The organism is Pseudonocardia oceanicola, assembly GCF_047200735.1.
Classification (GTDB): domain Bacteria; phylum Actinomycetota; class Actinomycetes; order Mycobacteriales; family Pseudonocardiaceae; genus Pseudonocardia.
On the sequence record NZ_JBJZON010000015.1, the window covers coordinates 169,172 to 181,030 of the forward strand.

At 72.1% G+C, this 11,859-nt stretch carries 15 protein-coding genes; 9 read left to right on the forward strand and 6 right to left on the reverse strand.

The window, feature by feature from the left end:
• The first annotated feature begins 34 nt into the window (after nt 1–34).
• Both era and ACL02T_RS21290 read left to right on the forward strand, forming a co-directional pair.
• Entirely contained in the window at nt 35–961 is a 927-nt protein-coding gene (gene era / locus ACL02T_RS21285; protein WP_412832482.1) for a GTPase Era, read from the forward strand.
• Between the two features lie 191 nt (nt 962–1,152).
• Nucleotides 1,153–1,986 carry a class II glutamine amidotransferase gene (locus tag ACL02T_RS21290; RefSeq protein WP_412832483.1) on the forward strand — a complete coding sequence of 278 codons (834 nt, stop codon included), beginning with the start codon at nt 1,153–1,155 and terminating at the stop codon, nt 1,984–1,986.
• A 3-nt stretch (nt 1,987–1,989) separates the two neighbouring features.
• Here the strand turns inward: ACL02T_RS21290 and ACL02T_RS21295 are convergent, their stop codons facing one another.
• Nucleotides 1,990–2,298 (reverse strand): hypothetical protein, encoded by a 309-nt coding sequence (locus ACL02T_RS21295; protein WP_412832484.1) that lies wholly within the window; start codon nt 2,296–2,298, stop codon nt 1,990–1,992.
• A 167-nt stretch (nt 2,299–2,465) separates the two neighbouring features.
• Between ACL02T_RS21295 and recO the strand changes: the two genes are divergently transcribed.
• Nucleotides 2,466–3,248 carry a DNA repair protein RecO gene (gene recO / locus ACL02T_RS21300; RefSeq protein ID WP_412832485.1) on the forward strand — a complete coding sequence of 261 codons (783 nt, stop codon included), beginning with the start codon at nt 2,466–2,468 and terminating at the stop codon, nt 3,246–3,248.
• Nucleotides 3,249–3,407: 159 nt separating this feature from the next.
• On the opposite strand, the gene ACL02T_RS21305 is transcribed toward recO, so the two are convergent.
• Nucleotides 3,408–4,322, reverse strand: a complete 915-nt coding sequence (locus ACL02T_RS21305; RefSeq protein ID WP_412832486.1) for a hypothetical protein — start codon at nt 4,320–4,322, stop codon at nt 3,408–3,410.
• Between the two features lie 62 nt (nt 4,323–4,384).
• On the opposite strand from ACL02T_RS21305, the gene ACL02T_RS21310 reads away from it, so the two are divergent.
• From ACL02T_RS21310 to ACL02T_RS21320, 3 genes are read left to right on the forward strand one after another with little or no spacing between them, the layout of a single operon-like run.
• Nucleotides 4,385–5,191, forward strand: a complete 807-nt coding sequence (locus ACL02T_RS21310; protein ID WP_412832487.1) for an isoprenyl transferase — start codon at nt 4,385–4,387, stop codon at nt 5,189–5,191.
• A complete protein-coding gene (locus ACL02T_RS21315; protein ID WP_412832488.1) occupies nt 5,188–5,583 on the forward strand; it encodes a hypothetical protein in 396 nt (131 codons plus the stop codon). Before ACL02T_RS21310 ends, ACL02T_RS21315 begins: the two co-directional genes overlap by 4 nt.
• A 39-nt stretch (nt 5,584–5,622) precedes the next feature.
• Nucleotides 5,623–5,787, forward strand: a complete 165-nt coding sequence (locus ACL02T_RS21320; protein WP_412832489.1) for a hypothetical protein — start codon at nt 5,623–5,625, stop codon at nt 5,785–5,787.
• 16 nt (nt 5,788–5,803) lie between these two features.
• Here ACL02T_RS21320 and ACL02T_RS21325 read toward each other — a convergent pair whose 3' ends face one another.
• On the reverse strand, nt 5,804–6,421 hold the full coding sequence (locus tag ACL02T_RS21325) for a hypothetical protein (protein ID WP_412832490.1): 618 nt from the start codon (nt 6,419–6,421) through the stop codon (nt 5,804–5,806).
• Between the two features lie 192 nt (nt 6,422–6,613).
• On the opposite strand from ACL02T_RS21325, the gene ACL02T_RS21330 reads away from it, so the two are divergent.
• On the forward strand, nt 6,614–7,387 hold the full coding sequence (locus ACL02T_RS21330; protein WP_412832491.1) for an SDR family NAD(P)-dependent oxidoreductase: 774 nt from the start codon (nt 6,614–6,616) through the stop codon (nt 7,385–7,387).
• 153 nt (nt 7,388–7,540) lie between these two features.
• On the opposite strand, the gene ACL02T_RS21335 is transcribed toward ACL02T_RS21330, so the two are convergent.
• A complete protein-coding gene (locus tag ACL02T_RS21335; RefSeq protein WP_412832492.1) occupies nt 7,541–7,942 on the reverse strand; it encodes a Fur family transcriptional regulator in 402 nt (133 codons plus the stop codon).
• Nucleotides 7,939–8,283 carry an ArsR/SmtB family transcription factor gene (locus tag ACL02T_RS21340; RefSeq protein WP_412832504.1) on the reverse strand — a complete coding sequence of 115 codons (345 nt, stop codon included), beginning with the start codon at nt 8,281–8,283 and terminating at the stop codon, nt 7,939–7,941. The genes ACL02T_RS21335 and ACL02T_RS21340 overlap by 4 nt, the downstream gene beginning before the upstream one ends.
• Nucleotides 8,284–8,386: 103 nt before the next feature.
• Between ACL02T_RS21340 and ACL02T_RS21345 the strand changes: the two genes are divergently transcribed.
• Together ACL02T_RS21345 and ACL02T_RS21350 are read left to right on the forward strand one after the other, a co-directional pair.
• Nucleotides 8,387–8,713: an antibiotic biosynthesis monooxygenase gene (locus tag ACL02T_RS21345; protein ID WP_412832493.1), complete on the forward strand. Its 327-nt coding sequence runs from the start codon at nt 8,387–8,389 to the stop codon at nt 8,711–8,713.
• A gap of 88 nt (nt 8,714–8,801) precedes the next feature.
• A complete protein-coding gene (locus ACL02T_RS21350; RefSeq protein ID WP_412832494.1) occupies nt 8,802–10,199 on the forward strand; it encodes a glycine--tRNA ligase in 1,398 nt (465 codons plus the stop codon).
• Between the two features lie 151 nt (nt 10,200–10,350).
• Here the strand turns inward: ACL02T_RS21350 and ACL02T_RS21355 are convergent, their stop codons facing one another.
• A complete protein-coding gene (locus ACL02T_RS21355) occupies nt 10,351–11,217 on the reverse strand; it encodes a type IV toxin-antitoxin system AbiEi family antitoxin domain-containing protein (RefSeq protein WP_412832495.1) in 867 nt (288 codons plus the stop codon).
• Nucleotides 11,218–11,859: the final 642 nt, after the last annotated feature.

Here is an 11,859-nt window from a genome sequence, read left to right on the forward strand (position 1 = left end):
GTCCGCACTCACAGGCCGAGCGAAGCGAGGCATCATGACCGCATTCGGGTCCTGGCCGGAGGACTTCCGCTCCGGCTTCGCGTGCTTCGTCGGACGGCCCAACGCCGGCAAGTCGACGCTGACGAACGCGCTGATCGGTCAGAAGATCGCGATCACGTCGTCGCGCCCGCAGACCACCCGGCACGCCATCCGCGGGATCGTGCACCGGCCTGACGCGCAGCTCGTCGTGGTCGACACTCCCGGGCTGCACAAGCCCCGGACCCTGCTCGGCTCCCGGCTCAACGACGTCGTGCGGGAGACCTGGGCCGAGGTCGACGTCATCGGCTTCTGTGTGCCCGCGGACCAGCCGGTCGGCCGCGGCGACGAGTTCATCGCCGACGAGCTGAGGTCGGTCGCGGGCCGCACACCGGTCGTGGGCGTCGTCACGAAGACGGACAAGGCGCAGCCGCAGCAGATCGCCGAACGGCTCACGCAGATGACCGAGCTGATGGAGTTCGCGGACGTGGTGCCGTGCTCGGCGACGAGCGGGTACCAGGTGCAGCTGCTCGCGGACCTGCTGGTCGCGAAGCTGCCCGAGGGTCCGCCGCTGTACCCGGACGGCGAGCTGACCGACGAGCCGGAGGAGACCCTGGTCGCCGAGCTGGTCCGCGAGGCCGCGCTGGAGGGGGTCCGCGACGAGCTGCCGCACTCGATCGCCGTCGTCGTCCAGGAGATGATCGAGCGCGAGGACCGGCCCGCCGACGACCCGATGCTCGACGTGCACGCCACGATCTTCGTGGAGCGGCAGAGCCAGAAGGGCATCGTGATCGGCCGCGGCGGCGAGCGGCTGCGGCACGTCGGCACGGCCGCCCGGAAGCAGATCGAGTCGCTGCTCGGCACCAAGATCTTCCTCGACCTGCACGTCACCGTCGCGAAGGACTGGCAGCGCGACCCGCGTCAGCTGCGCAAGCTCGGCTTCTGATCCGCTTCGAGCCAGGCCGGCCGACCCGGTTCCGCGACCTGCGGCGACGCCCGCGGGGTCCGACCGGGCTCGGCGAGGTCCGACGGGCACGGCCGCGGCGATCCGTCGTCCGCCGAGGTCGTCTCGCCGGGGTGAGGTAGCGGGCGTACGGGGTACGTCAGCCTGATGCGGACGCGACCAGGGAGGCGCCGATGTGCCGGTGGCTGGGCTACTTCGGCAGTCCCCTCGAGCCGAAGGAACTGATCTACGACACCCGGCACTCGCTCATCGAGCAGAGCAGGCGCGCCGCCCCGGACAGCGCCATCGCGAACGGCGACGGTTTCGGGCTGGGCTGGTACGGGAAGGGACCGGACGCCGCGCTCTACCGCAGCGAGTCGCCGGCCTGGGGCGACCAGAACCTGCGCGAGATCGCGGGCGTCGTGCAGTCAGGGCTGTTCCTCGCGCACGTCCGCGCGGCCACCGGCACACCCGTGCAGCAGACGAACTGTCATCCCTTCCGGTACCGCAACTGGATCTTCGTCCACAACGGCTTCGTCGACCGGTGGGCCGAGCTGCGCCGGGGCCTGCTCTTCGCCGTCCGGCCCGATCTCTTCGACAACGTCCGGGGCAGCACCGACTCGGAGGTCCTCTTCCACCTCGCGCTCACGTTCGGGCTGGAGGAGGAGCCGCTGCCCGCGCTGGAGCGGATGGCCGGCTACGTGGAGGCCGCCGGCCGCGCCGTCGGCTCCGATCACCCGCTGCAGATGACGGTCGGGGTCGCCGACGGCGAGCGGCTCTACGCCGTCCGGTACGCCAGCGGCCCGGTCGTCAACACCTTGTACGTGAGCAGCGAGGTCGACGCGCTGCGCCGGCTCTACCCCGCGGACGAGCGCTGGCAGCACTTCTCCGAGGAGTCCCGGGCGGTCGTGTCCGAGCCGCTGACCGACCTGCCCGGGCTCTGGCACGAGGTGCCGCCCTCGACGGCGCTCGTGCTGCAGAAGGGGCCGGGCGTCGAACAGCCCTTCCGACCGCGGCCGCCGGCGTAGGGGTCAGAACCGGTCGGAGGTCTCCAGGACCCGGTAGGTGGTGACCGTGGGGGATCCCGTGGCCCCCGCCTCGCGCATGACCTCCGGGATCTCCTGCTGCTCGGCGAAGAAGGCGTCGAACGCCTCACGGGAGGTCCACTCGTCGATCACGACGCACGAGCCGTCCTCGGCGACGGCGAAGGCGTGGTGGATCCCGCCCCGGGCCTGCCCGTCCTCGATGATCCGCTTCATGGCCGCCTCATGGGACCGGTTCACCTCGAGGAGCCGCTCCTCGCCGACCCCCGGCAACGTGATCATGACGATGACGCTCATGGTGTCCTCCTCGGTCGCGGTCCGTGGCCGAACCGCTCCACCTCGCAACTGCACGGTCCCGGGGGCGTCGCCCGCGGGCGGCACACGTTCCTCGGGCCGTCGGGGCCGGTCAAGGGGCCGTCGGCCCGTCGTAGGTGCGCGCGGGCCGCGGGTCGTAGGCTTCACCGGTGAGCACCCTGTACCGCGACACCGGTGTGGTGCTGCGCGTGCAGAAGCTGGGCGAGGCGGACCGGATCGTCACGCTGCTGACCCGGCGGCACGGCAAGATCCGGGCGGTCGCGAAGGGCGTGCGCCGCACGCGGTCGCGCTGGGGCGCGCGGCTCGAGCCGTTCAACCACGTCGACGTGCAGTGCTACACCGGGCGCAGCCTCGACGTCATCACCCAGTGCCAGACGCTCGACGCGTTCGGCACCGGCGTCGTCTCCGACTACTCCCGCTACACCGCGGGCTGCGCGATGCTCGAGACCGCCGACCGGCTCGTGTCCGAGGAGGGGGGCGGGGAGACGCTGCGGGTCTACCTGCTGCTCGTCGGTGCGGTCCGGGCGCTCGTCGGGCGGGAGCGGGACGCGTCGCTCATCCTCGACGCCTTCCTGCTCCGCGCGATGAGCCACGCGGGCTGGGCGCCGGCGATCACCGAGTGCGCCAAGTGCGCCTCGCCGGGACCGCACCGGGCGTTCAGCGTCGCGGGCGGCGGGGCGGTGTGCGAGGTCTGCCGCCCACCGGGCTCGGTCCTGCCCGGCCCCGCGGTGTTCGCCCTGCTCGACGCCCTGCTGCACGGCGACTGGGAGGTCGCCGACGCCGCCGAGGCCCCCACCCGGCGCGACACCTCCGGCCTCGTCGCCGCGCACCTGCAGTGGCACCTCGAGCGCCAGCTCCGCTCGCTGCCCTTCGTGGAGCGTCGCGGGGACCCCACGACGGCCGCCGCGCCCGGGGCGACCCCGATCGTGTGAGTTCGTGCCGACGCGTCCGGGCCGCCTCTGCGGCCGCATCGCCCTGATAACGGGTCTGGAGCGGGGACGTGCGCGCATTATGGTTCCATAACGCGCCTGAATGGGGCGTGTGGGCGCATCATGGTTCCATAATGCGTCTGTCGCGGGCTCGTGGGCGCGTTATGGTTCCATGATGCGCTCGGGTGGGGGCGCGACGACACGCGAGGTGCGGGGGGTGCCGATCGGGCCCGCCTGCCGGACGGCCTCGGCCGCCTCGACCGCGGCCCGCTCCGCCTCCCGGTGCGCGGCCTCGGTGACGGCGTGCCGCTGCTCGGGGTCGGCGTCGAAGCGGCCGGCGATCGCCTCCTGCACCGCGATCTTCGCCCGGACGACCGGCACCCGGAAGCGCTTCTCCCGGTGCACGGCGCGCTCCATCTTCTTCGGCCGTGCCAGGTACCGCCAACGCGCCCAGGGCGAGCCGGGCCGGGCCAGCCGGATCGCCGTGAAGAACAGCAGCGGGGTGAGGAACAGCCCGAGCAGCCCGGTCCACAGCTTCCCCTTGGCCAGCGTGATCACCACGAGCAGCAGCTGCAGGGCGAAGAAGACCAGCGTGAGCACGACCTCGACGGCATCGCTCGAGGTCACGCCGACGAGGTCGTCGTCGAGCCCGAGCGGGTGCAGCCCGCACAGGAACAGCCCGGTGACCGTGAAGGCGACGAACACGGCGTCGATCGAGCTGCGGCCCTGCGTGCTCCAGTAGACGTCCGACAGGTGCAGGATCAGCGCGAACTCGTCGAGCACCAGCGCCGAGCCGATGCCGAACAGGCTCGCCAGGATCACGTTCGGCACCAGCGCGTCGGCGCCGGCCACCGTGATCAGGCCGAAGCCCGCGACCAGCATCATCACCATGCCGAACACGACGTGGTGGATGTGCAGCCCGCCCGGCGTGACGTTGCCGGGCCACCACGACACCTGGGCGCGGATCATCCGCACGCTGAACCGGATGAACAGGAAGGCGACGAGGAAGGCGCAGAGGAAGCAGAACAGCGGGAGCCGACCGGTCGCCACGATCGTCTCCGTGAACCACGCTCCCATGGGCAGTGCGTACAGCAGGTCGGGCCCCGAGTCCAGGGAGTGCGGACGTAGGCTCGGTGGCCGTGCCGACTCCTGGGCCCTTCCAGCCCCCGCCGCCGCACCCGTCGGGCGCCCGGCCGCCGGCGATCCCGCCGGAGCTGGTCCCGAACCACGTCGCCCTCGTCATGGACGGCAACGGCCGCTGGGCCAACGCCCGCGGCCTGCCCCGCATCGAGGGGCACCGCCGCGGTGAGGCCTCGCTGATGGACGTCGCGCGGGGCTGTATCGACATCGGTGTGAAGTGGCTGTCCGCCTACGCCTTCTCCACCGAGAACTGGAAGCGCAGTCCCGACGAGGTGCGTTTCCTCATGGGCTTCAACCGGGACGTCATCCGGCGTCGGGTCGACGAGATGCACGCGATGGGCGTGCGCGTCCGCTGGGCCGGCCGCCGGCCGCGGCTGTGGCGGTCGGTGATCAAGGAGCTCGAGGTGGCCGAGGAGAAGACCAGGCACAACGACGTCCTCACCCTCACCATGTGCGTGAACTACGGCGGCCGGGCCGAGATCGCCGACGCGGTGAAGCAGATCGCCGAGCAGGTGCGGGCCGGGAGGATCCGCCCCGACAAGATCGACGAGCGGACGATCGCGAGGTACCTCGACGAGCCGGACATGCCCGACGTCGACCTCTTCGTACGGTCGAGCGGCGAGCAGCGGACGTCGAACTTCCTGTTGTGGCAGAGTGCCTACGCCGAGATGGTCTTCCTCGACACGCTCTTCCCCGACTTCGACCGCCGGCACATCTGGGAGGCGATCGAGATCTACGCGAAGCGGGACCGCCGGTTCGGCGGCGCGATCGACCGGGCCGACGCGGAGGGGACGGGGTCCTCGTGAGCCTGGAGATCGCCCGCAATGCGCTGGAGCGCTACCACGACGTCGAGGTCGGCGAGGACGGCGCGCTCACCTTCGCCCACGGCGGCGTGCTCTGCGTGGTGCAGGGCACGGAGCTGGAGGAGGGCCTGCCCGTCCTCAACCTGACCTGCGTCGTCGCCTGGGACCTGCCCGTGTCCGGGGACGCGGCGACGGACGTGCCCACCCGCGTCGCCCTGGGCGTGGGGGAGGGCCTGTTCGGTACGCCGCGGGTGGTGCGCGGGGAGAAGGGCTGGGACGTCACGCTCCGCTACGCGTTCCCCGCCGCCGGGTTGGCCGAGGGCCCGATGGGCACCCTGCTGATGCTGGTCGTGAGCAACGCGTCGAGCATGCGGAACGAACTGCTGGGCGCCTGAGTCCCGCGGCGGCGGACCGGGCCCGCGCGGGCGTCATCGGTGCTCCTCGGCCTGTCCCGGTTCTCGTTCGGCGCGCTCGCACCCCCGGTCCCGACGGGCGACGCCATCGCGCTCGCGATGGCGCCGACGATCCTGGCCGTCGCGGTGGCCGGGGGAGTGGCGGCCCTGGGCCTGCCCCGTCGTGAGCGGCGCCGGTCGCCCTGACGAAACGTCGTCCCGGTCAGCCGACCGGGGACTCCGAGAGATGGACCAGGGGGAGTTCGGCGAGCTGGGCCGCGCTCATCTGTCGAGCGTTCTCCAGCACCCGCGCCTGGACCTCCTGCATCCGGCCGTCGACCAGGCCGGACAGGCCGTAGGAGATCCGGCCGAGCAGCCGGACCGTGGTGTCGTCGACCGGGGGCCGCGGCGCGGAGACGACGGCGACGCCGGTCGGGTGCCCGTCGTTGGCCTGCGCGATGCCGATCGTGAAGGCCTCGCGCGGGTTGACGTGCCGCGAGGCGTAGTGGTCCCGCAGGGTCGGGAAGGTCTTGTGGAACTTCACCACCTCGTCGTCGAGCTCGAGGGACTCGACGTCCGCATCGGTGAGGATCTTGGTACGGCCCGAGAAACAGCGCACGTACCCGACGAGCGCTCCGGTCCACAGCGCCTCGACCAGCACCGGATCGGGCCGGGGCACGGCGAGCGCCGCGACCAGGTGCTCACAGCAGCGCAGCACGTACTGCAGGTCCTCGAACACCGCGGAGAGCTGGGCCAGCTCGCCGGACTCCGGTGTGTCGAGCTTGCGCACCGTGCTCGGTGCGTCCGGGCCCGATGCCCCTGGGGTCCCGCCGTCGGTCATGGCACGCCTCCCGCTTCGTCGCGTCGGCGCACGCTAACCCGGTGCCGACGCCGGGTCGATCTCGATATGAGACGCCGGCCACTCCGCCGGCGTCGTCGATGTGGTCGACAGCACGCCTCCGGCACAGCAGAGTGGCGGACAAAGCACGTGCATCACGGCGGCACCGACGCCGTCGCGGAGAGGAGAGCGTTGATGGACATCACGGGAGCCTCGGCCGTCGTCACCGGCGGTGCGTCCGGGCTCGGGGAGGCGACCGCGCGGTTGCTGGCCCAGCGCGGGGCCAAGGTCGTCGTGCTCGACCTGCAGGAGGAGCGGGGTGAGAAGGTCGCCGCCGAGATCGGGGGTGTGTTCGCCAAGGCCGACGTCGCCGACGAGGCGCAGGTCAAGGCGGCCGTCGAGGCGGCGTCCGAGCTCGGCCCGCTGCGGGTCCTGGTCAACAGCGCCGGCCTCGGCCGGGCCGCCCGGATCATCGGCCGCGACCTGGAGCCGGTCCCGCTGGAGACCTTCGAGTTCGTGGTCCGGGTGAACCTGACGGGCACCTACAACTGCGCGCGGCTCGCGGCGTCGGCGATGGCGAAGACCGACCCGCTCGAGGACGGCACCTCGCGCGGCGCGATCCTCAACACGGCCTCCGCGGCGGCGTTCGACGGCCAGATCGGCCAGACCCCGTACTCGGCGTCGAAGGGCGGGGTGGTCGGCCTGACCCTGCCGATGGCCCGCGACCTGGCCCGGCACGGCATTCGCGTCAACACCATCGCCCCGGGCCTGATCGACACCCCGATCTACGGCGAGGGCGAGAAGGCCGAGGCCTTCAAGGCCGCGCTCGGCCAGGGCGTCGTCTACCCGAACCGGCTGGGGAAGGCCGAGGAGTACGCCTCGATGGCCCTGGAGGTGCTCACCAACGACTACATGAACGGGGAGACCATCCGCCTCGACGGCGCGATCCGGATGCCGCCGAAGTCCTGACGCGCGGCCTGTCGCACGAACGGCACTCTTGTGCGGTAGGTCCGCACAGAAGTGCCGTTCGTGTGGCCGGGATCCGGCGCGCGGGCCGCACAAGAGTGCCGTTCGTGCGGTAGGTCCGCACAAGAGTGCCGTTCGTGCAGCTCCGGGGTGCGCTCAGGCGCAGGAGCGGCAGATGCCGAAGATCTCGACGGTGTGCGAGATCTCGGTGAAACCGTGCTCCTGGGCGACCCGCTGCGTCCACTCCTCGACGGCGGGGGCGTCGATCTCCTCCGCCGCGCCGCAGCGCCGGCAGACCAGGTGGTGGTGGTGCTCCTCGGAGGAACAGCGGCGGTAGACGGCCTCGCCGCCGGCGTTGCGCAGGACGTCGACCTCGCCGCCGTCGGCCATCGTCTGCAGGGCCCGGTAGACCGTGGTCAGCCCGATGCCCTCGCCGGAGCGGCGGAGCTCCTCGTGGATCTCCTGGGCCGAGCGGAAGTCGTCGAGCCGGTCGAGCAGGGCGGAGACGGCGGCGCGCTGCTTCGTCGCGCGCAGCACGCGGGTCCCACCTGTGGTCATGTGTCCTCCTGAACGTGCGCCACCGCGTCGACGACGATGTGCGCGAGGTGGTCGTCCACCAGGGAGTACAGCACCTCGCGGCCCTTTCGCTCGCCCTCGACCACGCCTGCGGACTTGAGCACCCGCAGGTGCTGGCTGATCAGGGGCTGGGTGACTCCGAGGGCGTCGACCAGGTCGTGCACGCAGCGCGGGGAGTCGAGCAGCTGCAGCACGATCGCGATCCGGACGGGCGCGGCGAGGGCGCGGAGCAGGTCGCCCGCGGCGGCCAGGGTGCGCGGCGGGTGGACGGGCGCGGGCTCGGTCGGGCACAGCGCGCCCTCGTGGTCGTGCGTGATCGACATGACCGTCCAGTCCCCGGGGGCGGCGGCCACGCCCTCGGTCGCGTCGTCGCCTCGCGGGCCGCACCGCCCATGATAGGCGTTTTCAACAAGTAGGCTCCGGCCCGTGCTGCTCGTGTGCCGCTTCGCGCCGGCCGATCCCGCCGCCTTCGCCGACCGGCTCGCCCGCGCCCTGGAGCTGCTCACCGCGCAACCCGGCTGCCTGGGCGGGGAGGCCGGCCGGGCCGTCGACGACCCGGCGTACTGGGTGCTCACCGTGCGCTTCACCGGGGTCGACGCCTACCGCCGGGCGCTGTCGCCCTTCCCCGTCCGCGAGCACGTCGTCCCCCTGCTGTCCGAGGCGGCGGCCGACGCTCCCGCCACCTACGAGACGCTCCTCGGGGCCGACGGAGGCGTGGTCGAGCGGCGGACGTCATTGCTGGCGGGGGAGTAGCGGGGCTGCTCCCGGGCGGTCGATACCCTGGGTGTTCCGCCCCCGCATCCGGCGGGGTCGACCCGGACCGTTCCCCAGGAGATCCTCCGTGGCCAGCAAGCCCAGTTCCGCCAAGATCGAGACCATCGTCGCGCTCGCCAAGCGCCGCGGATTCGTCTTCGCGTCGGGGGAGATCTACGGCGGTACCCGGTCGGCCTGGGACTACGGGCCGCTCGGCGTGGAGCTCAAGGAGAACATCAAGCGGCAGTGGTGGAAGGCGATGGTCACCGGCCGCGAGGACGTGGTGGGCATCGACTCGTCGGTGATCCTGCCGCGTCAGGTGTGGGTCGCCTCCGGCCACGTCGGCGTGTTCACCGACCCGCTCGTCGAGTGCCAGCACTGCCACAAGCGCTTCCGCGCCGACCAGCTGGCCGAGGAGTACACCGAGCGCACCGGCAAGGAGGCGTCGGAGGAGGACCTGTCCGACGTCCCCTGTCCCCACTGCGGCACCCGGGGCCAGTACACCGAGCCGCGCGACTTCAACATGATGCTCAAGACCTACCTCGGCCCGGTGGAGTCCGAGGAGGGCCTGCACTACCTGCGCCCGGAGACCGCGCAGGGCATCTTCGTGAACTTCCTCAACGTGCAGACGACCTCGCGCAAGAAGCCGCCGTTCGGCATCGGCCAGATGGGCAAGAGCTTCCGCAACGAGATCACGCCGGGCAACTTCATCTTCCGGACCCGCGAGTTCGAGCAGATGGAGATGGAGTACTTCGTCGAGCCGGGCACGGACGAGGAACTCCACCAGTACTGGATCGACGAGCGCACCCGCTGGTACGTCGACCTCGGGATCGCGCGGGAGAACCTGCGGCACTACGAGCATCCCAAGGAGAAGCTCTCCCACTACTCGAAGCGCACCGTCGACGTCGAGTACCGCTTCGACTTCGTCGGGCAGGAGTGGGGCGAGCTCGAGGGCATCGCCAACCGCACGGACTTCGACCTCACGACGCACTCGAACCACTCGGGTGTCGACCTCTCCTTCTACGACCAGAACACGAAGGAGCGGTACCGGCCGTACGTCATCGAGCCGGCCGCGGGTGTCGGGCGCTCGATGATGGCCTTCCTCATCGAGGCCTACCACGAGGAGGAGGCCCCCAACGCCAAGGGCGGCACCGACACCCGTGTCGTGCTGAAGCTCGACCGGCGTCTCGCCCCGGTCAAGGCCGCCGTGCTCCCGTTGTCCCGCAACGCCGACCTCTCGCCCAAGGCGCGGGACCTGGCCACCACGCTGCGCAAGCACTGGAACGTCGAGTTCGACGACGCCGGCGCCATCGGCCGCCGCTACCGCCGCCAGGACGAGATCGGCACCCCGTTCTGCATCACGGTCGACTTCGACACCTTGCAGGACGATGCCGTCACGATCCGGGAGCGGGACACCATGGCCCAGGAGCGCATCCCACTGGACCAGGTCGAGGGCTACCTCGCCCAGCGCCTCCTCGGCTGCTGACCGGAGAGTGCGCCGGGGGCCGTGCGCGGGCGCGCCACTGCGTCCGAGGTGGTGATCGTCGTCCCGGACCGTCCACGGCCATCTGCGGCCGCGACCCGTCCGACCCGATGATCACTCCTCGCGAGCCGGCCCAGCGGACGTGGACGGGCCGTCATGCCGCTGCCGACACGGCCCGCTCGATCTGGGCGACCACGAGCGCCGGCGTCGTCGTGAGGTCGTGCCAGGTGAAGCGCAGCAGCGTCCAACCGGCCCCGACCAGCGCGTTGCCCTTCCGGCGGTCGTTGGCGAACCGGACCTGGTCCACGTGCCACGCCCATCCGTCGAACTCGACGGCGACACGCGCGTCGACGAACGCGAGATCGATCGTCCACGGGCCGAACGCGTGGCCCAGCACCCAGCCCCGGACCCCGGCCTCGCGCAGCAACGCGACCATCAGACGTTCCGCGTCCGATCCCGCCGTGTCGGCGGCGGCGGCCAACAGCCGGCCGGCCCGCCGTGAGCCGCGGCTGCCGATCATGCGCGAGTACGCGCGGTGCACCTCCGCGAAGCGGACGTGCCGTTGCAGGGCGCGGTCGAGGAACGCGGAGCCGGCATCGAGCGCGACCGCCGTCTCGAGGACGGTGAGCGGCGGCCCGGTGATGCCGATGCCGCGGACCCGGGCGCGATCCGCGGGATCGAGCGTGCGCCGCCGGACGGTGACGCCGGGCCGGGGCCCGCGATGCTCGGTGCGGGGGATCGTGACCTGAACGGTCGGCGGCGCGACGTCGAGCATGCCGTGCCAGTAGGCCGCCGCCGGGCCCGAGACCACCGCGTTCCCACCCAGCCAGAGCCACGCCGCCCGGACGCGCGCCTCGTCACCGTGCCGGTGGCTGGCCACGCGGTACACACCGGGCAGCACACGGATCCACCGGCCGTCCGTGACCCGCCGCGAGACCGTTCGGGGAGCGAGCCCACACCTCAACGCCTGCGCGTGGGACAGCACCCCGGCCTGGTTCCGCAGCAATCCGTCGAGATCCACGACCGCAGGGTGGCGGACGAGCTGCGCCCGGTGGACCGGATCAGCGCAGTCGTTCGCAGTGGTGCACGAGACCGGCCCTGCGCCGGCCGACGATCCGCCGAGGCACTCGGAGCTCATGATCAGCGGAAGGGACGGTCCGCGGCCGCATGTGGCCGGGAGCAGTCCCGGATGGCGATCATGCTCTCGGGCGGGCTCGGGGTCGGCGCCGAGGATCACCGGGCGGGACCGGTGACGGCCGCCCATGGCCCGGAGCGGTCCCGGGCAGGGATCATGGTCGGGTCGGGTCGGGTCGGGTCAGGTCAGGTCAGGGGCGGTAGGCCAGCAGCCGGACGCCCAGGTCCGTCTCCGTCTCCCGGATCGCGGCGAGCTGCTCGTCGGTGAGGGGGGCGTAGGGGGACTCGGCCTCGTACGCCACGAGCGGCCCGCCGATGCGCTCCTCCAGCGAGCGGATGCGGGCGAGGGCGGGTGTCGTCGAGCGAGGCAGGGCGCAGGTCGGCTGCGGTCACGTCGGCCTCCGGGAGGAAGATCGTCCACCGGGAACGAGGCAAGCGTAGGGCCGCCGCCCGCACCCCGCCCGTCGATCACCCCGCCCGTCGATCACCCGACCCGTCGGTCACCCGGCCCGTCGGTCACCCGGATGCT

Coding starts and splice junctions, on each gene's coding strand:
- era (WP_412832482.1), top strand. CDS start 35: ATGACCGCATTCGGGTCCTGGCCGGAGGACTTCCGCTCCGGCTTCGCG.
- ACL02T_RS21290 (WP_412832483.1), top strand. CDS start 1,153: ATGTGCCGGTGGCTGGGCTACTTCGGCAGTCCCCTCGAGCCGAAGGAA.
- ACL02T_RS21295 (WP_412832484.1), bottom strand. CDS start 2,298: ATGAGCGTCATCGTCATGATCACGTTGCCGGGGGTCGGCGAGGAGCGG.
- ACL02T_RS21305 (WP_412832486.1), bottom strand. CDS start 4,322: ATGGGAGCGTGGTTCACGGAGACGATCGTGGCGACCGGTCGGCTCCCG.
- ACL02T_RS21325 (WP_412832490.1), bottom strand. CDS start 6,421: ATGACCGACGGCGGGACCCCAGGGGCATCGGGCCCGGACGCACCGAGC.
- ACL02T_RS21330 (WP_412832491.1), top strand. CDS start 6,614: ATGGACATCACGGGAGCCTCGGCCGTCGTCACCGGCGGTGCGTCCGGG.
- ACL02T_RS21335 (WP_412832492.1), bottom strand. CDS start 7,942: ATGACCACAGGTGGGACCCGCGTGCTGCGCGCGACGAAGCAGCGCGCC.
- ACL02T_RS21340 (WP_412832504.1), bottom strand. CDS start 8,283: ATGTCGATCACGCACGACCACGAGGGCGCGCTGTGCCCGACCGAGCCC.